General features: G+C 66.3%; 12 protein-coding genes. 9 read left to right on the top strand and 3 right to left on the bottom strand.

The window, feature by feature from the left end:
* Window positions 1-5 precede the first annotated feature (5 nt).
* Entirely contained in the window at window positions 6-1,373 is a 1,368-nt protein-coding gene (locus AC3WJR_RS01480) for an MFS transporter (RefSeq protein ID WP_492721679.1), read from the top strand.
* 3 nt (window positions 1,374-1,376) lie between these two features.
* Here the strand turns inward: AC3WJR_RS01480 and AC3WJR_RS01475 are convergent, their stop codons facing one another.
* Window positions 1,377-3,671: a glycoside hydrolase family 3 N-terminal domain-containing protein gene (locus tag AC3WJR_RS01475; RefSeq protein WP_492721677.1), complete on the bottom strand. Its 2,295-nt coding sequence runs from the start codon at window positions 3,669-3,671 to the stop codon at window positions 1,377-1,379.
* Window positions 3,672-3,865: 194 nt separating this feature from the next.
* Here AC3WJR_RS01475 and AC3WJR_RS01470 point away from each other — a divergent pair, with 194 nt between their 5' ends.
* From AC3WJR_RS01470 to AC3WJR_RS01445, 6 genes are all read left to right on the top strand, one after another.
* Window positions 3,866-4,870, top strand: a complete 1,005-nt coding sequence (locus AC3WJR_RS01470) for a LacI family DNA-binding transcriptional regulator (protein ID WP_492721674.1) — start codon at window positions 3,866-3,868, stop codon at window positions 4,868-4,870.
* A gap of 22 nt (window positions 4,871-4,892) precedes the next feature.
* Complete coding sequence (locus tag AC3WJR_RS01465; RefSeq protein ID WP_492724103.1) at window positions 4,893-7,835, top strand: TonB-dependent receptor; 2,943 nt, start codon at window positions 4,893-4,895, stop codon at window positions 7,833-7,835.
* 78 nt (window positions 7,836-7,913) lie between these two features.
* Entirely contained in the window at window positions 7,914-9,338 is a 1,425-nt protein-coding gene (locus AC3WJR_RS01460) for a glucoamylase family protein (protein ID WP_492721672.1), read from the top strand.
* A gap of 185 nt (window positions 9,339-9,523) precedes the next feature.
* Complete coding sequence (locus tag AC3WJR_RS01455; protein WP_492721670.1) at window positions 9,524-10,126, top strand: alpha/beta hydrolase; 603 nt, start codon at window positions 9,524-9,526, stop codon at window positions 10,124-10,126.
* 91 nt (window positions 10,127-10,217) lie between these two features.
* On the top strand, window positions 10,218-13,325 hold the full coding sequence (locus AC3WJR_RS01450; RefSeq protein WP_492721667.1) for a PAS domain-containing protein: 3,108 nt from the start codon (window positions 10,218-10,220) through the stop codon (window positions 13,323-13,325).
* 93 nt (window positions 13,326-13,418) lie between these two features.
* Entirely contained in the window at window positions 13,419-14,870 is a 1,452-nt protein-coding gene (locus tag AC3WJR_RS01445) for a carboxylesterase/lipase family protein (protein ID WP_492721664.1), read from the top strand.
* On the opposite strand, the gene AC3WJR_RS01440 is transcribed toward AC3WJR_RS01445, so the two are convergent.
* Window positions 14,867-15,427 (bottom strand): GNAT family N-acetyltransferase, encoded by a 561-nt coding sequence (locus AC3WJR_RS01440; protein WP_492721662.1) that lies wholly within the window; start codon window positions 15,425-15,427, stop codon window positions 14,867-14,869. The two genes, AC3WJR_RS01445 and AC3WJR_RS01440, sit on opposite strands and share 4 nt — an antisense overlap.
* Before the next feature lie 139 nt (window positions 15,428-15,566).
* Between AC3WJR_RS01440 and AC3WJR_RS01435 the strand changes: the two genes are divergently transcribed.
* A complete protein-coding gene (locus AC3WJR_RS01435; RefSeq protein ID WP_492721659.1) occupies window positions 15,567-15,857 on the top strand; it encodes a DUF6916 family protein in 291 nt (96 codons plus the stop codon).
* Here AC3WJR_RS01435 and AC3WJR_RS01430 read toward each other — a convergent pair whose 3' ends face one another.
* Window positions 15,858-16,493 (bottom strand): phage tail protein, encoded by a 636-nt coding sequence (locus tag AC3WJR_RS01430; RefSeq protein ID WP_492721658.1) that lies wholly within the window; start codon window positions 16,491-16,493, stop codon window positions 15,858-15,860.
* A gap of 285 nt (window positions 16,494-16,778) precedes the next feature.
* Between AC3WJR_RS01430 and AC3WJR_RS01425 the strand changes: the two genes are divergently transcribed.
* Window positions 16,779-20,851, top strand: a 4,073-nt coding sequence (locus tag AC3WJR_RS01425; protein WP_492721657.1) for a beta strand repeat-containing protein, incomplete at its 3' end; no start/stop codon positions are given.

The raw sequence follows: 20,851 nt of genomic DNA, 5'->3' as shown, positions 1-20,851 counted from the left end.
CGATCATGCCACGCCCGCTCGAGAACCCGGCAATCGACCGCAGCCAGAACCGCCCCGGCGCGGCGCAGTTCTTGGTGTTCGGCGCGGGCGATTTCGCCTGCAATCTCTACTGGCAGAGCGTCTCGCTGTACCTGCTGTTCTTCTACACCGACGTGCTCGGCGTGTCGGCAGCGCTCGGCGGGACGCTCTATATGGCCGGTGCGTTGTGGGACGGGATCGCGGACCTGCTTGTTGGGATTGCGGCGCAACGGCCAGGGGTGCGGTATCGGCGGTTCATCGCCTGGGGTGCGGCGCCGTTGGGGGTCGCGTTCGTGCTGCTCTATTCCACCCCGGACCTGAGCGGCGCGTGGCTGGCGGGGGTGATCGGTGCGACGCAGATCCTGTTCCGGACGCTCTACGCGCTGGTCAACGTGCCGTATGCGGCCTGGACCGCGCGGTTCAGTCCGGACAGTCGCGATCGGACGATGCTGGCGGGGGTGCGGATGCTGTTCGGGACGATCGCGGCGCTGGTCGTGACGATGGGGACGCCGTGGATCGCGCTGCGCGTGACGGGCGATGCGACGAGTCAGGCTGGGTTCGCGAGCGCGGCGATCGTTTACGGCGTCGTTGGTGCTGGGCTGTTGCTGGCGCTCGCCCGTAGCGCACGGGAAGCTTTGCCGGCGGCGACGTCCCGGGCGCAGGCGCCGCTGTTGACGGGCCTGCGGTTGCTGCTCGCCAATCGGGCGTTCGTCACGCTCAATCTGGCGGCGATGGTCGCGGGGCTGGCGGCGGCGGTGCTGACGCAATCGGTGCTCTATTATTTCAAGCACGTCGCGGGGCAGCCCGCGCAGGGGCCGCAGACGCTTGCGCTGATGGCGGTCGCGGGGACGATCGCGGTGCCCGTGTGGTTGCTCGTCACGCGCTGGATCGGGTTGCGCGGGGTCTGGTTCGCGGCAGTCGCCTGGGGGCTCCTGTGCCTGGCGCTGTTCGGCCTTGCGCCCGGTGGGGTGGCGACGATCGCGGTGCTCGCCTTGCTGCAGGCGGCGTTTACCGGGTTCAATCTGGTGTTCTGGTCTATGCTGCCCAACACGGTCGAATATGGCGAAGATCGCACAGGCGCGCGGGTGGAGGCGCTGGCGTTCGGGGTCGCGGCCTCGTGGCAGAAGATCGGGCTCGCCGCAGCGGCGGGAGGACTTGGCTTGTTTTACAGACACATAGGCTATGTCGCGGGCGCAACCCAAAGCGCGGCCACCGCCGCGGGAATCCGCGACCTGATGCTCTATGCTTGTTCGGCGGGGTTGGTGGCGTCGGCGCTGGTGATGCTGGGCAATCCGCTCAAGCGCGGGGTCCATGCCGCGCTGGTCGAGGATCTGGCACGCCGCGCCGACGTCTGAGGATCAGGCCGCAACCAGCTCGAAGGAGGCGCTTACCCCTTCCGCCTGCGCCGAGGGGGCGACCCACAGGCGGAACTGGCCCGGCTCGACGGTCGGCTTGAGGTCGAGCCCGATGAACTGCAGGTCACTGCGCTTGAGCGTGAACACCACCTCCTGTCGCGCGCCCGCAGCGAGGCGGACCCGGCGAAACGCCTTCAATTCGCGCACCGGGCGCGTGATGCTGGCCGCAACGTCATGAATATAAAGCTGAACGACTTCCTCCGCCGCGCGCGTGCCGCTGTTGGTGATCGTCGCACGGACGTCGAGCGTTCCGTCCCACGGCAGCTTGCCGTCGCCCAATTGCAGGCCAGAATAGCCGATCTTGCCGTAGGTCAGCCCGTGCCCGAACGCGAAGCGCGCGGCGTTGGGAACCTCGCGATAGTGCGCTTTATAGTCGACCCGCGGCCCGTCAGGGTTGGGACGACCAGTCGATTTGTGCGCATAATGGTACGGTTCCTGCCCGGTTGCATACGGAAAACTGACGGGTAGACGCGCGGATGGCCCGACGATTCCGAACAATATGTCCGCGATCGCCGGGCCGGATTGCGACCCGAGGAACCACGTTACCAGGATCGCGGGCGCATCGAGCACCGCACCCGACAAGGCCAGCGCGCGCCCGTTGCGCAAAGCGACGACGATCGGCTTGCCCGTCGCCGCAACCGCCGCAGCCAGCGCCAATTGCGCCGCCGGGACGATGATATCGGCACGCGATTGCGCCTCGCCCGACATGTTTTGCGCCTCGCCAACCGCAAGAATGACGATATCGGCGGCATTTGCAGCCGCCACTGCCGCCTCGATCCCACCGGGAAGCGGCGCGTCGACCCCGGATCCGTCGGTGGCGGTGACCGAGGCGGGGTCGGCGACCAGCGCGCGAACCCCGGTCAGCAGGTCGACCGCTTCCTTGTCCGATCCGTAGACGTTCCACGGGCCGATCAGTTCGCGCTGGCCTTGCGCGAATGGACCGATCAACGCGATCCGCTTGCTCGAACGCGGCAGCGGCAACAGGTCGCCGTCGTTCTTGAGCAGCACGATCGAGCGCCGCCCCGCATCGCGTGCGAGCGCGAGATGCGCCTTGGTCCGCACGCGGGTGCGTTCGCGCTTGGGGTCGATCCGGCGGAACGGATCGTCGAACAGGCCGAGCGCCTGCTTGGCAAGCAACACCCGCCGCACCGCCTGGTCGAGCCGCGCCATCGGCACCGCGCCCGATGCCACCAGCGCGGGCAGATGATCGCGGTAGAAGTTGCTTTGCATGCTCATGTCGACACCCGCCATGAACGCCAGCCGGGTCGCATCGCGGGCATCGGCGGCAAAGCCGTGCGCGATCAATTCCTCGTCGCCGGTGTAATCCGACACGACCAGTCCGCCGAAGCCCCATTCCTTGCGCAAGACCGTATCGAGCAGCCACGGGTTGGCGGTGGCGGGAACGCCCGAGATTTCGTTGAACGACGCCATCGTCGATCCCACGCCAGCGCCGAACGCCGCCTGAAACGGCGGGAAATACACGGCGCGCAGCGTCCGTTCGGACACGTCGACCGAATTATAGTCGAGCCCCGCCTCGGCAGCACCGTAGGCCGCGAAGTGCTTGGCGCAGGCCATCACCGCGTCGTCGGCGGTGAGCCCCTTGGTCCCCTGGAACCCGCGGACTCGCGCGGCGGCCATCATCCGGCCGAGGAATACGTCCTCGCCCGCACCTTCGACCGCCCGTCCCCAGCGCTGATCGCGTGCGATGTCGACCATAGGGGCAAAGGTCCAGTCGATCCCGGCGGCGGACGCCTCGACCGCGGCGGCGCGCGCGGTCTGTTCGGCGAGATCGGGGTCGAAGCTTCCTGCTTCGGCCAGCGGGACGGGGAAGACGGTGCGGAAGCCGTGGATGACGTCGGCGGCGAAGATCAGCGGGATTTTGAGCCGCGCCTCGCGTATCGCGACGGTCTGCATCCGCTGCGCCATGTCGGTGCCGTGGCCGTTGAACACGCCACCGAGCTGGCCTGCGCGCACTTCGCCGAGTTGCGCATCGAACGTCGCACCAGCCTTGGTCGGGTTAAGCGCGTTCGCGGCACCACCTGCCCAGGCGGCGGCGTTGAGCGTCAATTGCCCCGCTTTCTCCGCGACCGTCATCCGCGCGAGCAGCGACTCGATCATCGGAGACGCCGCCATCGCGTCGACTCCTGCCAACAGAGCGCGGGCGGGACTCGCCGCCCAGGCCGTCACAGCCCCTGCCCCCAGTAGCATTGCGCGGCGTGAAATGCCCGACGATTCCATTGCTTAACCTCCTGTTGGGGGGACCTTCCGCCGCCCTGCCCGTGCCCCGAAACGCCCGGTCTTGAACACGGTTAATGAATGATGTAACCGGTTACATCAAGCAGGGAGATCGGCAGGGCCACTGTCCCAGTCGGCGGAATGTGACGCGGGGGAGCATCCTCCGCATCGCTCAAAAGGAAGGGTGTTCTCGAACAATGGCGCATGCCACGATCCGCGATGTTGCGCGCGAAGCCGACGTATCGGTCGCGAGCGTGTCGCGTGCGCTGAACGGGCACAGCAACGTCCGGCCCGAACTGCGCCGCCATGTCGAAACGGTTGCCGCCGCGCTCGGGTACGTGCCCCACGCCGGCGCGCGCAACCTCAGCATGGCGCGCGCGAATGCGATCGGCGTGGTCCTCCCCGACCTGCACGGCGAGTTCTTTTCGGAAACGCTGCGCGGGATGGACCGCGCCGCGTCCGAACGCGGGCTGCACCTGTTGCTGTCGAACCTGCACGACGGCGACCGCGCGGTCGGGATGCTCCACACGATGCGCGGGCGGGTCGACGGGCTGATCATCATGGCGCCGCATATCGACCCCGCGCTGTTGCTGGCCGGTATCCCGCCGAACATCCCCGCGGTGCTGGTCAATTGCGCTGCGCCGGGGAAGGATCGCCCGACGTTGCAGGTCGACAATGTCGCGGGTGCGCGCACGATGACCGAGCATCTGATCGCGACCGGGCGGCGTGCGATCGTCCATCTGTCCGGACCGGAGAGCAATGCCGAGGCGCGCGAGCGTATCGCCGGATACCGCACCGCGATGGATGCCGCCGGGCTGCCGCAGCGGATCATCGAGGGCGACTTCATGCAGGAGACCGGCGCCGCGCTGACGCCGCAGATCCTGCACGACCACCCCGACGCCGACGCGATCTTTGCCGCCAATGACATGATGGCGATCGGCGCGATGATCGCGCTTCGCGCGGCGGGCGTCGACGTGCCCGGGCGGATCGCGCTCGCCGGGTTCGACGACATTCCGCTGTCCCGCCTGATCTCGCCTTCGCTCACCACGATGCACGTCGACATCGCCGGGATCGGGGAGCGCGCGGTCGCGCGGCTGACCGAAGCGATCGCAGGATCAAAGGATCACCAGCTCGAGATGTCGTTGCCCGAGCTGATGGTGCGAGAAACGACACAAAAAAAAGCCCGCGTAAGTCGGGCGTAGTTCAGGGAACACGAGTATGAGTATGCGTAACCAGAAGTATCTCCGGCTGTTGCTCGCAAGCGCAGCCGTCTCCGCCGCGAGCGTTGCCGCGGTTCCCGCCTTTGCGCAGACCAGCACCGCCGCGATCCGCGGGCAGGTCACCGATGCGGCAGGCTCCCCCGTCGCGGGCGCGAGCGTGGCGGCGGTCAGCAGCGACACGAACCAGACGGTCCGCGCGACCACCGACGCCACCGGCAATTACAGCCTCAACGGCCTGCGTCCCGGATCGTATCAGGTCACCTCGACCGCGACCGACGGGCAGACCGCGACCCAGCTCATCACCGTCGCGATCGGCCAGACCGCCTCGCTCGACGCAACCGTCGCGCCCCCCGGCGCGACGCCGGATGCGGCAGGCGGCAGCGGGAAGGACATCGTCGTCACCGGCAGCCGCCTGACCGAGACGCGCACCAGCGAAATCGCGACCAACGTCAGCCAGGCGCAGATCCGCTCCCTGCCGCAGACCGACCGCAACTTCCTGTCGTTCGCAGCGCTTGCGCCGGGCGTGAAGTATAATGACGGCGAGACCGGCAAAGGGATCCAGTCGGGCGCGTCGACCGCGAGCCAGGTCAACGTGTTCATCGACGGCGTCAGCCTGAAGAACAAGCTGAGCGAAGGCGGCATCGCCGGGCAGCAGAACAGCCGCGGCAACCCGTTCGGGCAGCTCGCCGTGCAGGAATTCCGCGTGCTGACGCAGAATTACAAGGCAGAGTATGAGCAGGCCGGGTCCGCGATCATCACCGCGGTGACCAAGTCGGGCACCAACGAGTTCCACGGCGAAGTGTTCGGCCAGTACACCGGCAAGGGCCTGTCCGAGACGTCGTTCATCGACAAGCGCGACGGCAACCCCAAGCCCGATTTCACGCGCAAGCAATATGGCGTCGCGCTCGGCGGCCCGATCATCAAGGATCGCCTGTTCTTTTTCGGCACGTACGAGGGCAACGACCAGAACCGCGCACTCAACGTTAAAAGCACGGGTTCGGCGGATGCGGTCAACGAATTCAATCAGGTTTCGGGCCGCCGGCTCTCCGACTTCGAGGCTCCGTTCATCAGCCCGTTCCGCGGCGATTTCTACTTCGGCAAGCTGACGCTGACCCCGGACGATCGCCAGACCTTCGACGCGTCGTTCAGCCGCCGCCAGGAAACCGACATCCAGAATTTCGGCGGCAACGTGTCGTTCGAGAACGCCGAGAACAAGCGCAACACGATCGACACCTATCAGTTCAAATGGGCGTATAAGGGCGATAAGTTCGTCAACGAATTCAACGCCAACTATCTGTCCTATACGTTCAACCCGACATCGCTCAATCCCGATCTTCCGACCTATGACTATAGCGGCGTGATCATTTTCGGCGGCAAGGATTCGACCCGCAAGCAGGTACAGCAAAGCTATACGCTGCGCGACGACTTCACCTATTCGGGGATCGACAGCCACACGTTCAAGGTCGGCGGCCGGGTCGAGATCACCGACATCACGTTCGACAACCGCCTGTTCGTCCAGCCGCGCTACTCCTTCCTGCGCGAGCCGCAGAACAACCTCAACTTCACCTTCCCGGGCGAAGCGCGGCTTGGCCTCGGCAACGGGCTGATCCAGGGATCGAACACGCAGATCGGCCTGTACGCGCAGGACGATTGGGACATCACCGGGCGGCTGCAGCTCAATCTCGGCGTGCGCTGGGATTATGAGACGAACGCGGTCAACAACGACTATGTCACGCCCGTCGCGGCGGCGGCGGCGTTGCGGTCGTTGCCGTCGACGTCCTACTTCAATCCCGAGAATTACATCTCGACCGGGACCAACCGCAAGCCGTTCGCCGGGGCCATCGCGCCGCGCGTCGGCTTCTCGTGGGACATCAAGGGCGACCGCACGACCGTGATCTTCGGCGGGTTCGGGCGCTATTACGATCGCAACAACTTCAACAACACCGTCGACGAGCTGTCGCGCTCGATCAATCCGGTCGGGATCTTCCGCTTCTCGGCGGACGGCCAACCGCGCAACGGCTTGCCGACGATCCAGTGGAATCCCGCTTATGGCACGCGGGAGGGCCTGCTCGCGCTGCGCGCGGCGTCGACCAGCGCGGGGGCACCGGAGCTGTTCGCGGTCCAGAATAACGCCAAGCCCCCGGTCAACGACCAGCTCAGCTTCGGCGTTCGCCAGCGGATCGGGGTGTTCGAGGCGTCGGTGACGGGGTCGTACCAGCGCGGGCGCAACGGCTACACCAACATCTTCGCGACCCGCAACAACGGCGGGTTCGGTACGTGCTGCAACACGTCGTCGCTTACCCAGTTCGGCTTCTCCAACGCGCTGATCGGGTTCGACGGGCTCGACACGCGCTACAAGGCGGTGTTCGTCACGCTCGACAAGAATTACACCAAGACCTCGGGCTGGGGCCTCAACATCGCCTATACGCTGTCGAAGGGCGAGCAGAACGGCGGCGACCTGTTCAGCCTCGATCAGGTCACGCCGGACGCCTATGGCTGGCGCCCGCGCGACGGCGACGAACGGCACCGTGTCGTGGTGTCGGGGATCGTCGACCTGCCGCTCGGCTTCCAGTTCGCCACGCTCACCACGCTCGGCAGCGGGCAGGCGTTCCGCGTGACCGACGGGACCAACGGCTCGACCTCGGGCTTCAACGATTTCAGCGCGCGCTACCCGCAGAAGAACTGCATCGGCATGTTCGCCTTTTGCGAGGTCAATGTGACGCTGTCGAAGAAGATTCCGGTGTTTGGCAAGGATACGCTCGAGGCTGCGGTCGATGTGTTGAACGCGTTCAACAACAACAACTTCTCGGGCTTCGACGGGTTCTTCAACAACACCGTCAACCCCGCCACGGGCCGTGTCACCGACACGCTCGACCCGGCGCGGATCGGCACGTCGCTGCTGACGCTGCCGCGGCGGATTCAGTTCCGGCTCGGGTATCGCTTCTAAGGCATCCCTGCCGAGCGGACGGCGTCGCAGCGCCGTCCGCTTCTTTTTTGTCCGAATGTGTTGCGTGAGGCTCACCCGATGATCGACCGGCGGCATTTCCTCGGCTCCGGTGGGCTGGCGCTCGTCGGTCTGGCGAGCGGCGGGATCGCCGCGCCGCGGCAGCGCGTGCGGCCCAAAGCGGTGATCGCCCCGCAGGAGCCGCTGATCGGCGACCTGCAACGCCGCACCTTCCAGTATTTCTGGGACACGACCGACGCCGCGACCGGGCTCGCGCCCGATCGCTGGCCGACGCCGTCCTTCGCGAGCATCGCGGCGACGGGCTTTGCGCTGACCGCTTATCCGATCGGGGTGGTCAACGGCTGGATCACCCGCGACCAGGCGCGCGCGCGGACGCTCGCCACGCTGCGCTTCTTCGCCAATGCACCGCAGGGTCCCGCTCCCAGCGGCACCGCGGGGCACAAGGGGTTCTTCTACCACTTCCTCGACATGCAGAGCGGAACGCGCTTCCGCCAGACCGAGCTGTCGACGATCGACACCGCGTTGCTGCTCGGCGGGGTGCTGTTCGCGCAGAGCTGGTTCGACAGCGACCATCCGGGCGAAGCGCAGATTCGGGCGCTCGCCGAGCAGATCTACGCCGCGGTCGACTGGACGTGGTTCACCCCGCGCGCACCGTTCGTGTCGATGGGGTGGCACCCCGAACGCGGCTACATCCCGAGCGACTGGGACATCTACAATGAATCGCTGATGATGTACCTGCTCGCGCTCGGATCGCCGACGCACCCGCTGCCGGCCGACACGTGGAACGCGTGGACCGACCGCTTCGCGCCGTCGTGGAGCGATCGCTGGGGCGAGCCGCACCTCGCCTTCCCGCCGATGTTCGGGCATCAGTATAGCCAGACCTGGGTTGACTTCCGCGGCATCCGCGACCGCTTCATCGCGACCAAGGGCATCGATTATTTCGAGAACAGCCGCCGCGCGACCTATGGCCAGCGTGCCTATGCGATCGCCAATCCGGGCAAGTTCGCGGGCTATGGCGCGGACTGCTGGGGGCTGACCGCGTGCGATGGGCCGGGCGACTTCAAGCTGACGGTCGACGACGTTCCCCGCAGCTTCTTCAGTTACTCGGCGCGCGGCCCCGATGACCGCGACGACGGCACGATCGCGCCGACCGCTGCGCTCGGGTCGATCGCGTTCGCGCCCGAAATCGTCCTGCCCGCTGCGGCGGCGATGCACGAGCGTTATGGTCGCAGCATTTACCAGCGATACGGCTTCATCGACTCGTTCAACCCGACGCTGACCACGGCGCGGCAGGACATGCGCCACGGGCATGTCGATCCCGGAATCGGCTGGGTCGACCGCGACTATATCGGGATCGATCAGGGGCCGATCGTCGCGATGATCGAAAACCGGCGGACCGGGCTGATCTGGCGGACGATGCACCGCAACCCGCATCTCCGGCGCGGACTCCAGCGGGCGGGGTTCACCGAGGGATGGCTCGCCTGAACGGAGCATTACGAAAGCGTTTCTCAACCGCGCGCGACCTTTCGGTTCGGCGCAAATCGTCAGCATTTTGGCGCACGCCTATTGCCCATCCCCCGCGTGGGAATAGCCTCTGACATCCAAGCAGCGTACGAGTCGGCCGCCACGCGACGGTCGATCGATACGTCGCGAGTGACAGGAGAGCGGTCATGGGCCTCGACGCCACGGAACATGCGGGAGAGCCACGCGCCATTCTGGTAAGCGTGGCAGGCGACCCGCCGACGCAGGGCGGGATCGAACAGGTGATGCTGGACCTCGCCAAATTCCACAACGGTCGCTGGGCTTTGCAACTGGACGCGGCGTTCGCGCACCGCAAGACGCCGGTGGTGATTCTGGCGCAGGGGCTGGCGTGTCTCGCCGTATCCTGGTGGGCGCAACTGTCGCCGCGCAGCTATCTGCGCTCCGTGCGGGGCGCAGTATTCGAATCCCCTTTGTCGGTGGATTTCCCGTATGTCGCGGCGGCGGCGAGCTTTCGGACCGGCCCGACCTACCGCCTGCCCTTCCCCTCGGTGGTCGTCAGCGACGCGTCGTTCCAGATCGAGCAGGTTCTCGCGCTGGCCGACAAATGGGGCAGCCAGTTCGTCGCGCAGCCCTCAGACCTCGACGCGGACCATACCAACCGCCACGCCTCCTCGGACGGCGCCGCTGCGTTGCTGGCCCATGCCGGCTTGCTCGACCGTGCCGATACCGAATTGCAAGGACGCGCGAAGGGGCTCGGGCTGCGCTCGCTTCCCGCAGACGGCAGGGGGTGACATGATCCCGCCGTTCGGAGCCGCCACGTGCAAGGCAATCCTCGCAAGCGGTTGATTGACAGCGGGTTTAACCTCACCCACACATTGTTCGATGCCCGCCTTGCCGCAGTCCACCCCCCTGGCGCTGCCGCCGGAATATGATCGCTTCGTCGAGGAGCAGATTGCCTCCGGTGCTTACCGCGATGCCGATGACGTCCTCGTGGCGGCAATGGCGTTGTTGCGGGCACGCGAGACGGCGAAACAGTCCGCCAGCCCGCATCCGCAATGGCCGCATGACGGTGGCACCTGCGGCAGCATCCTGCGCGCCCGCGACTGGAGCAAGACCGCGCTTGGCCCGATCGAGGATTGGCCGCCCGAACTGCGCACGACCGTCACCAACATCCTGCATTCTCCCGTCGCGAAGGTCCTGATGTGGGGGCCCGACCACGTCATGCTGTACAACGATCCCTATCGCGCGATTGCAGGGGATCGTCACCCGGCGGCGTTCGGGATGCCGGTGGCCACCGCCTTCCCCGACGTGTGGGACTGGAACCGTCCGATCCTCGAGGCCGGCTATCGCGGCGAACGTATGTCGCACCGCGACCAACCGATCGTGTTCGACCGCCCCGACGGGCAGGAAACGATGGTCCTCGACATGTTCTATACCCCCGTTCACGATGCAGAGGGTCGCGTCGGCGGGATCATGTGCACGATGGTCGACAACAGTGCGCGGGTCGATGCCGAGCGCCTCGTTGCGGCGACGGCGGCGGAGTTGCGCCGGATCACCGATGCGGTGCCGATGCTCGTCGCTTATGTCGATCGCGACCAGATCTACCGCTTCGCCAACGGCTGCTACCGCGACTGGCTCGACATCGATCCCGACACAATGGTGGGAGAAACCGTCGAAACGGTGCTCGGTCCGGATCTGTACGAACAGCGCCGTCCGTCGATCGAGCGTGCGCTGGCCGGCGAGCGTTTGTTCTCCGAAGCGATGCTGCAGCACCGCGACGGATCGTTCCGGCGCAGCGAGATCCGCTATATTCCGCATGTCGACCCCGACGGATCGATTCCCGGAGTCCATATCCTTGCGATCGACATTGAGGATCGCGCCCAGCGCGAAGACGCTCTGGCGATCAGTAACGGCCGGTTTCGCACCGCGATGGACGCGATCCACGGCGTTCTTTGGACCAACAGCCCTGACGGACGGATGACCGGCGAACAGCCGGGCTGGGCTGCGCTGACCGGTCAGTCGACCGAAGCGTATCAGGACTATGGCTGGGCCGACGCGCTCCACCCGGACGATGTCACGCCGACCACACAGGCGTGGCGCGCTGCGCTCGCGGCCAAGGCGATGTTCGTGCACGAGCATCGCGTGCGGCATCATTCGGGCCAGTGGCGCAATTTCGTGGTGCGTGCGCTGCCGCTGCTCGACGATGCGGGCGAGATCCGCGAATGGGTCGGCGTCCATACCGACATCACGCACCAGCGCGCCGCCGAGGCGGCGCTGCGCGAACAGGCCGAGAAGCTCGCACGCGAGGCGCTCCACCGTCGCCGCGCCGAGGATCAGTTGCGCGTGCTCAACGAGGAACTGGAAGCGCGCGTGATCGCGGAGATCGACGAACGCCGCCAGGCCGAAGCAAAGCTTGCGCAATCACAGAAGATGGAGACCGTCGGCAAGCTGACCGGCGGCGTAGCGCACGACTTCAACAATCTGCTCCAGGTCGTGTCGGGCAATCTGCAACTGCTGGCAAAGGACATCGCGGGCAACGACCGGGCCGAGCGGCGTGTCGCCAATGCGATGGCGGGTGTCTCGCGCGGTGCGAAGCTCGCCGCGCAATTGCTCGCGTTCGGCCGGCGGCAGGCGCTCGAGCCCAAGGTCGTCAACGTGACTCGCTTCGTGCGCGCGATGGACGACATGTTGCGTCGCGCGATCGGCGAGGGGATCGAAGTCGAGACGATCGTCGCCGGGGGCCTGTGGAACACCTTCATCGATCCGGCACAGGTCGAGAACGCCTTGCTCAACCTGGCGATCAACGCGCGCGACGCGATGGAAGGCCAGGGCAAGCTCACGATCGAACTCGGCAATGCGCATCTCGATGACGACTATGCCAAAGCGCATGATGACATCACACCGGGCCAATATGTCATGCTGGCGGTATCGGATACGGGAAGCGGGATGCCGCCCGAAGTGATCGACAAGGTGTTCGAGCCGTTCTTCTCGACCAAGAGCGAAGGCAAGGGTTCGGGGCTTGGCCTGTCGATGGTGTACGGGTTCGTCAAGCAATCGGGCGGCCACGTGAAGATCTATTCGGAGGTGGGCGAGGGCACCACGATCAAGCTGTATCTTCCGCGCGCGATGCAGTCCGAGGACATCGAGGTAGCGACGGTGATCGGGCCGATCGTCGGGGGCAGCGAAACCGTACTGGTCGTCGAGGACGATACGGAGGTGCGCAACACCGTGGTCGAGATGCTGTCCGACCTGGGCTATCGCGTGCTCAAGGCGGTTGATGCGGCGAGCGGGCTCAGCGTGATCGAAAGCGGGATCCTGATCGACGTGCTGTTCACCGACGTGGTGATGCCCGGTACGCTGAAAAGCCCCGAGCTGGCGCGCAAGGCGCGCGAGCGGCTGCCCGACATCGCGGTGCTGTTCACATCGGGCTATACCGAGAATTCGATCGTCCACGGCGGCAAGCTGGATGCCGGGATCGAACTGCTGTCGAAACCCTATAGCCGCGAGGCGCTCGCGCGGAAGTTCAACCATGTTCTCGCCAACCAGCGGCAGCGCAAGGAAAACCGCGCTGCGATGGGTGATGTGGGCAGTTCGGTTGCCACCATCGCGGAACGCGTGACGCGCCGTACCATCCTGCTGGTCGAGGACGACGATCTGATCCGCATGAGCAGTGCCGAAATGCTGCAAGCCAGTGGCTTCGCCGTGATCGACGCCGCCAGCGCCGAGGAGGCGATCACGGCAATCTCGACCTTGCCGATCGACGTGCTGATCACCGACGTCAATTTGCCGGGAATGTCGGGCCCCGATCTCGCACGGACGGCGCGCGCCCAACGTCCCCAGCTCGGGATCGTGTTCGCCAGCGGCGACCTGACCGCGGTCGCGACGGACGTGCCTGCGGTGCAGCTTCCCAAGCCGTATCGACCGACGCATCTGATCGCCTCGGTCGAGCGTGCGCTCGCAATTGCCGAAGCTGCGACGACTTCGGACTGACTCCCCCGACGAATTACGCGGCGCAGGGGCGAAGTCCCTCTGTGATTCGCGCGATGTGCGATACACACACGCAAAAAGCGGAGGAGATGATTGATGAAAAGCCTGTTCCCCCTTGGTGCGGCCACCGCGCTTGTCGTAGCCGCCCCCTTCTCCGTCGCCATCGGTGCCGCCCAACCGACCGCGCCGACGGTAACGATCGACAGCGGGGCGATCCGCGGCACGCTGACCGACGGCGTCGCAAGCTGGAAGGGGGTTCCCTTCGCCGCCGCACCGGTCGGCCCGTTGCGCTGGCGGGCACCGCAACCCGTGGCGGCATGGCGGACGGTGCGCGACGCCACGACCTATGCGCATGATTGCATGCAGGTCCCCTTCCCCAGCGACGCAGCCCCGCTCGGCACGCAGCCCGCGGAGGATTGCCTGTACGCAAACGTCTGGAAACCGGCGCAGGCGCGCGGCAAGCTGCCGGTGATCGTGTGGATCTACGGTGGCGGCTTCGTCAACGGCGGGGCGTCGCCGCCGACCTATGCGGGGGCCAATGTCGCGAAACAGGGCGTCGTGTTCGTCAGCTTCAACTACCGCGTCGGGCGGTTCGGTACCTTCGCGCATCCGCAACTCACCAAGCAGAACCCCGATGGCGGGATGCTCGGCAATTACGGTTTCATGGATCAGATCGCCGCGCTGAAATGGGTCCAGCGCAACGTCGCGGCGTTCGGCGGTGATCCGGCCAACGTCACCATCATCGGCGAAAGCGCGGGCGGCATGTCGGTCCACGCGCTGGTGACCTCGCCGCTGGCGAAGGGATTGGTGGCGAAGGCGATCGTGATGTCGGGCGGTGCGGGCATGACCGCCCCGGATGCGACGCTCGCCTCGGCAGAACAGATCGGCGTCAATTTCGCGGCTGCGCACGGTGTGGCGGCGGGCGATGCCGACGCGATCGGCAAGTTGCGGGCGCTGACCGCGGAGCAGGTCACCGACGGGCTGAGCATGATGCAATTGTTCCGCCCCGCCCCCGGGCCGAAGACCTTTACCGGCCCGGTCGTCGACGGCACCGTCCAGGTCGATATGGGCAAGGCCTATGCCAGCGGCGCGTTTGCGCATGTGCCGATGATGATCGGTGCAACCAGCGCCGACATGGGGGGCAAGACCGGGTTCATGATCGGCGGTGCGCGCAGCGCGGCGATCGCGGTGTCGGGCAAAGGCGTGCCGGTGTACGCCTACCGCTTCTCCTATGTCGCCAATTCGGTCGACCGCCCCGGTGCGGACCACGCATCGGACATTCCGTTCTTCTTCGACAATGCCGGGGTCAAATACGGCCCCGCGACGACGCCGCGCGACGCCGCGATGGGCAAGACGATCAGCGCCTATATCGTCAACTTCGCGAAGACGGGGAATCCCAACGCGGCGGGGCTGCCGGTGTGGCCGGCGTACCGGCATGACAGCGACGCGCTGATGGACTTTTCGGCGGCGGGCACCGCGCAGCCGCAGAAGGACCCGTGGGGTGCGGAGATCGAGGCGGCGGCGGCCAAGCCCGGTTCGGGCAACTAGGGATTACGCCTGCCGTCGTCCTGCGCCTGTGTCTGCGGCGTCCAGCGCAGAAAGGCGTGGGTCGCAAAGCGCGACGGCTTCCGACCGAAGCCGGCGCGCGCATACAGGCGGATCGCCGCGGAATTGTCGATCTCGACATGCAGCCCCACCGCATCCGCCGCCCCTGCTTCCGCCGCCTGCTGGATCCAGCGGACCAGCGCGGTTCCACGTCCACAGCCGCGTTCCGCCGGAAGGAGCGACAGTTCGATCAGGTGCCATTCGCTTTCGCTGCGGTCGAGCGACAGCCGGCCGATTGGGATCCACGCTCCGCCCTCGTCGATGCGATCGACCACCCAATAGTCGGCGGCGGGGTGCGCGCGCCGGTAGTGCGCCTGTTGCAACCGGAACTGATCCGCAATGAACGCGTCTTTTTGCCGTCGCGACCACAGGCAGCCGCGCAGCTCGGGCGCGCGGACGCTACCGTATAGCGCCAGCAGGAAGGGATGATCGGCGCGCCGCACGGCGCGTAGCCGCACATCGCCGGAAGGACTTGCGTCCGGTGCGGGCGACGGGTGCATCGGAACGGTTGTCCGGGCGCGGGTCACGCGGTTGCGGGCCGACAACCATGTCCGTTGTCGTTCCATCCGCTTCTGAACACCCAGATTCTGCGGCACGAAGCGGTCGGACCGTCCTGTCCCGTCCGGAGGATATGATCGAATGCGCCTGGTGAAACCCGAAGACTTCCAACCCTGGGTGGGCCGCCGGGTCCGGGTCGATACCGCGCCTGCTCCGGTCGACCTGCTGCTCGTGCGGATCGAGCGGATGCCGCCGATCGTGGGCGCGGATTTCTGCGAGCCCTTTTCGATACTGTTCGAAGGATCATGGTTGGTGCTGCTGCTGGATGCGACCTACTGGTTCGACTGCGGCCGCGGCGGTCCGCATCCCTTCCACGTGACGCAGCTTATCCCGCAGGGGCGGACGCGACGGTATCAGGCGATCTTCACCTGATCAGGGTTGTTCGGGCCAGATCCCCACGCAGGCGATGATCGTGGTCACCGCCAGAAACGGCGGCATCGTCGCAAATGGTGCAGATGCGCCGGCCGACGCGACCGTTACCGCTCCCCCGCCGGCGGTGACGCTGCCCTGCACACCGGAAAGATTGACCGGGACCGCGCCCGGCTGCGTTGCGCTCGCCGCAGGGACGTACAGAACCGGCTGGGTATCCGTCTCGGCCGCCGAGCCAAGAAAACAGCCGTCCGTCGGGATCGCGATTTCCTGCGCCGCGGGAACCCCCGCAACGGCGGTCAACGTGCCGTGGAAAGCGCCGTTGGAGGTCGGGGTGAACGTCGCATTATGCGTATGCATAGGCAGTTGCGAGATACTGAGCGCAACGCCCTCAACACCGCCCGCCCCCCCCGGCAAGCGCGGGGTGAGTCCCGGCCCCGAGCCAGTCCCGATGAACGTCCGCCCGCGCGCGTCCGGGAGGCAAAAGGTGCTGTTCTGCGTGCCGCCGAAGGTGTTCCCAAGCAATGCGTACAGCGCCTGGTTCTGGCTTATCTGAAGCGGTGCCCCGTTGCAGGTGAGCCAGTTGACCGGCGCATACCGAAACCCGACCTGCATGATTTGTCCAATAAACGGATCCATAACCCCTCCTCATTCCGTTTACATAATACGCATCATGTACTGATCGATCCAATCGAGTTACGTCGCTTATGGAGCATAGTCGGGTTTGACCATCCCTGGCATTTTTAATGATTTTTAACGCTATAAATCATGTGTTCTGTCACTTTACTTCATTTGTAGTACAGCCTGAAGCATCAATTATGGTTCAGTTTATTATTAAATCCTTCGATTTTTAAAAATTAATCGAAATATCCTAACCTGACGACAGAACAGTTCGATTGATCATCTAGCCAAGGGGGGGCGCGGATGCGGGGGGGTGTCGGGCTTCAGTTTCCCAGACTCGCGGTCGACGGACCGTCGCGCGTCCTCCGTGCCGTTCTGGCAGCGGCGGCGGCGGTCGCCTTGCTGCACCCTGCCGCGGCCATGGCGCAGAGTAGCGGATGCTCGGCGGTCAACGCCCGCTTGCTGGATTTCAACGCGGTCCTCGTGGGCCCCAACGCGAACCAGCCGGGGACGACGAGCGGCTACCGCGGGACTTCGGGCGCGCTTTCGATGATGCGGACGACCACGTCCTATACGGACAATGTCATTGGTTCGACCGGGTTCGTGCCCGACGACACAACGACGTACAGCTTCACGACGGGGGATCGTCTAGAATTCACCGCAGACGTCTCCGCGATCAGCGTCCTGGATCCTGCCCGCATCCGGTTCCGCGCCGGATTGAGCACTGGAGGCGGAGCGTATCAAGCCATCCCGGCGCGCGCCAACGTCACGACGACGGGTACGTTCACCGGCTATTACGAGATTCCGAGCGGCTTGCGCGCGATCGCCATGACGATCGATAACCCGAACGGCAACAACGTCACCACGCGTATCTCCGTCCTCTGCATCCCCTTCGTCGACCCCGGCGTGTCGCTCGGCGTGACGATGGCGCACAGCGGTTCCCCGGCGCAGAACGGAACGGTCGACTATACGATTACCCCCAGCGCGAACGGGAACGCTACCGGGACCAATCTGACGCTCACCTTCACCTTGCCGACCGGACTGAGCTTCGTGTCCGGCACCGGATTGGGCTGGAGCTGCACGTCGACACGGTGTAGCTACACCAATACGATCGGTGCGGGCGGCACCGGCAACCCGCTGACGCTGCGCGCCAATGTCGCAATTTCCGCGAGCACCAGCCTAACCCCGAGCGTCTCGCTGTCGGGTGGCAACGCAGGGAGCGCCGCCACCGCGAGCGACCCGACCACGATCACGCAGGTCGCCGCAACGGTGACGGTTGCCGGGGGCAATTCCCAGAGCGCCGCAACCGGCACCGCTTTCGCCACCCCGCTGAGCGTCACGGTGCGCGATGCGGGGAGCGTGGTGATCCCCAACGCTACGGTCACCTTCACCGCGCCCGCGACGGGCGCCAGCGGGAGCTTCAGCAACACGAGCAACACGATCGCGGTCACCGCCTCCGGCACGGGCGTCGCCAGTTCGGGGACGTTCACCGCGAATGCGACCGCCGGGGCCTATTCGGTCTCCGCCGCTGCAGGGGCGGCGTCCGCTACCTTCGCGCTGACCAACACCGCTGCGACCGCGGTTCCGACGGTCACCGGCATCGCTCCGGCATCGGGCCCGCTGACGGGCGGCGGGTCGGTGGTCATTACCGGCACCGGTCTGACCGGCGCGACCGCGGTCTCCTTCGGATCGACCGCCGCCACCGGCTTCACCGTCGACAGCGCGACGCAGATCACCGCCACCGCCCCCGCCGCGAGCGCGGGCGTGGTGGACGTGACGGTCACCACCCCCGGCGGCACCAGCGCGACGAACGCCTCCACCCAGTTCACCTACGCACAGCCCCCCGCCGCGCCGACGATCACCGCGACGCCGCCCACACTGTCGAACAGCGCGAGCGCAACCTTCCAGTTCACGCTCGCCAGCGGAACCGCAGAATGCGCGATCGACAATGGCAGCTACGCCGCATGCACCAGCCCGGTGACGCTGACCGGCCTGTCCGCCGGCGCGCATATCTTCCAGATCCGCGCGGTCAACGGCGGGCAGACCAGTTCGGCTGCGTCACACAGTTGGACGGTCGACGCCAATCCCCCCGCAGCGCCCGTCGTCAGCACGCCCGCCAATGGATCGAACCGCCCAGTCTCGCTGCGCAGCGTCACCGGGACGGCGGAAGCCGCGAGCACGGTCACGGTCTATCTCGACGGCACCCCGGACGGGACCGCGACGACCGACGGGTCGGGGAACTGGACGCACACGCTGACGACGCTGACCGCAGGTTCGCACAGCCTCAAGGCGCGCGCTGCCGATGCCGCGGGCAATAGCTCGCCCGATTCCACGACCAGCAGTTTCACCGCGGTTGCGGTGCTCGCCGCAGCCCAGGCCACCCCAAGCGTGACCGCGGTCATCAACACCGCGATCACCACGGTCCAGCCGGTGACCGTCAGCGGCGGACTTGCGCCGATCTCTTACGCGCTCAGCGGCGGCACCTTGCCCAGCGGGTTGGCGTTCGACACCACCACAGGCCAGCTTTCGGGCACGCCCACGACAACGCTCGCGGCAACGACCTTTACCGTCACCGCAACCGATGCCCTTTCGCAGACCGCTGCGCGGACGTTCAGTCTGAGTGTCGGCAATGCCAGCCAGACGATCGCCTTCACCTCGACCGCCCCGGTCGCCGCAGTCATCGGCGGGGCGAGCTATACGCCGAGCGCGACCGCGACATCGAGCCTGACTGTCGCCTTCACGATCGATCCTGCGAGCAACAGCGTCTGCACCATCGCCGCTGGCGTCGTCAGTTTTACCGGTGCCGGGACATGCCGGATCAACGCCGACCAGCCGGGCAACGCCAGTTACGCCGCGGCAACGCAAGTCCAGCAAAGCTTTACGGTGAGCGCGGCGAGTCAGACGATCGGCTTTACGTCGACCGCGCCGGTCGCGGCGGTTGTGGGCGGGGCGACCTATACGCCGAGCGCAACCGCGACATCGGGCCTAACCGTCGCCTTCACCATTGATCCGGCGAGCAACAGCGTCTGCACCATCGCCGCTGGCATCGTCAGCTTTACCGGTGCCGGGACATGCCGGATCAACGCCGACCAGCCGGGCAACGCGAGTTACGCCGCGGCAACGCAGGCCCAACAGAGCTTCGCCGTTAGCGCGGCGAGTCAGACGATCGCCTTTACCTCGACCGCGCCGGTCGCCGCGGTCGTCGGCGGGGCGACCTATACGCCCAACGCGACCGCCACATCGAGCCTGACCGTCGCCTTCACGATCGATCCCACGAGCAACGCCATCTGCACCATCGCCGCTGGCGTCGTCAGTTTCACCGGTACGGGAACCTGCCGGATCAATGCCGACCAGCCGGGCAACGCCAGTTACGCCGCGGCCACACAAGTCCAGCAGAGCTTCGCCGTTAGCGCGGGAAGCCAGACGATCGCCTTTACCTCGACCGCGCCAGTCGCCGCGGTGGTCGGCGGGGCGACCTATACGCCAAGCGCGACCGCGACATCGGCGCTGACCGTTGCGTTCACGATCGATACGGCGAGCAACAGCGTCTGCGCCATCGCCGCTGGCGTCGTCAGTTTCACCGGTGCGGGAACATGCCGGATCAGCGCCGACCAGCCGGGCAACGCCAGTTATGCAGCGGCAACGCAAGTCCAGCAAAGCTTCGCCGTTAGCGCGGGAAGCCAGACGATCGCCTTTACCTCGACCGCGCCGGTCGCTGCGGTTGTCGGCGGGGCGACCTATACGCCAAGCGCGACCGCGACATCGAGCCTGACCGTTGCCTTCACGATCGATCCGGCGAGCAACAGCGTCTGCACCATCGCCACTGGCGTCGTCAGTTTCACCGGTGCCGGGACATGCCGGATCAACGCCGACCAGCCGGGCAACGCCAGTTACGCCGCAGCGACGCAAGTCCAGCAGAGCTTCGCCGTTAGCGCGGGAAGCCAGGCGATCGGCTTTACCTCCACCGCGCCGGTCGCCGCGGTGGTCGGCGGGGCGACCTATACGCCGAGCGCGACCGCGACATCGAGCCTGACCGTCGCCTTCACGATCGATCCGGCGAGCAACAGCGTCTGCACCATCGCCGCTGGCGTCGTCAGTTTCACCGGTGCGGGAACATGCCGGATCAACGCTGACCAACTCGGCAACGCCAGTTATGCCGCAGCAACGCAGGTCCAGCAGAGCTTCACGGTAAGCGCGACGAGTCAGACAATCAGCTTTACCTCGGTCGCGCCGGTCGCTGCGGTCGTTGGCGGGGCGACCTATACGCCCAGCGCGACCGCGACATCGAGCCTGACTGTCGCCTTCACGATCGATCCGGCGAGCAACAGCGTCTGCACCATCGCCGCTGGCGTCGTCAGTTTCACCGGTGCGGGAAC

The sequence above is a fragment of the Sphingomonas sp. FW306-05-A genome (genome assembly GCF_058782275.1).
Note: the sequence above shows the minus strand (reverse complement) of the source record. Positions and strands in the feature narration are given on the sequence as shown.

Coding starts and splice junctions, on each gene's coding strand:
- AC3WJR_RS01440 (WP_492721662.1), bottom strand. CDS start 15,427: ATGCACCCGTCGCCCGCACCGGACGCAAGTCCTTCCGGCGATGTGCGG.
- AC3WJR_RS01460 (WP_492721672.1), top strand. CDS start 7,914: ATGATCGACCGGCGGCATTTCCTCGGCTCCGGTGGGCTGGCGCTCGTC.
- AC3WJR_RS01450 (WP_492721667.1), top strand. CDS start 10,218: ATGCCCGCCTTGCCGCAGTCCACCCCCCTGGCGCTGCCGCCGGAATAT.
- AC3WJR_RS01455 (WP_492721670.1), top strand. CDS start 9,524: ATGGGCCTCGACGCCACGGAACATGCGGGAGAGCCACGCGCCATTCTG.
- AC3WJR_RS01475 (WP_492721677.1), bottom strand. CDS start 3,671: ATGGAATCGTCGGGCATTTCACGCCGCGCAATGCTACTGGGGGCAGGG.
- AC3WJR_RS01430 (WP_492721658.1), bottom strand. CDS start 16,493: ATGGATCCGTTTATTGGACAAATCATGCAGGTCGGGTTTCGGTATGCG.
- AC3WJR_RS01435 (WP_492721659.1), top strand. CDS start 15,567: ATGCGCCTGGTGAAACCCGAAGACTTCCAACCCTGGGTGGGCCGCCGG.
- AC3WJR_RS01480 (WP_492721679.1), top strand. CDS start 6: ATGCCACGCCCGCTCGAGAACCCGGCAATCGACCGCAGCCAGAACCGC.
- AC3WJR_RS01445 (WP_492721664.1), top strand. CDS start 13,419: ATGAAAAGCCTGTTCCCCCTTGGTGCGGCCACCGCGCTTGTCGTAGCC.
- AC3WJR_RS01470 (WP_492721674.1), top strand. CDS start 3,866: ATGGCGCATGCCACGATCCGCGATGTTGCGCGCGAAGCCGACGTATCG.
- AC3WJR_RS01465 (WP_492724103.1), top strand. CDS start 4,893: ATGCGTAACCAGAAGTATCTCCGGCTGTTGCTCGCAAGCGCAGCCGTC.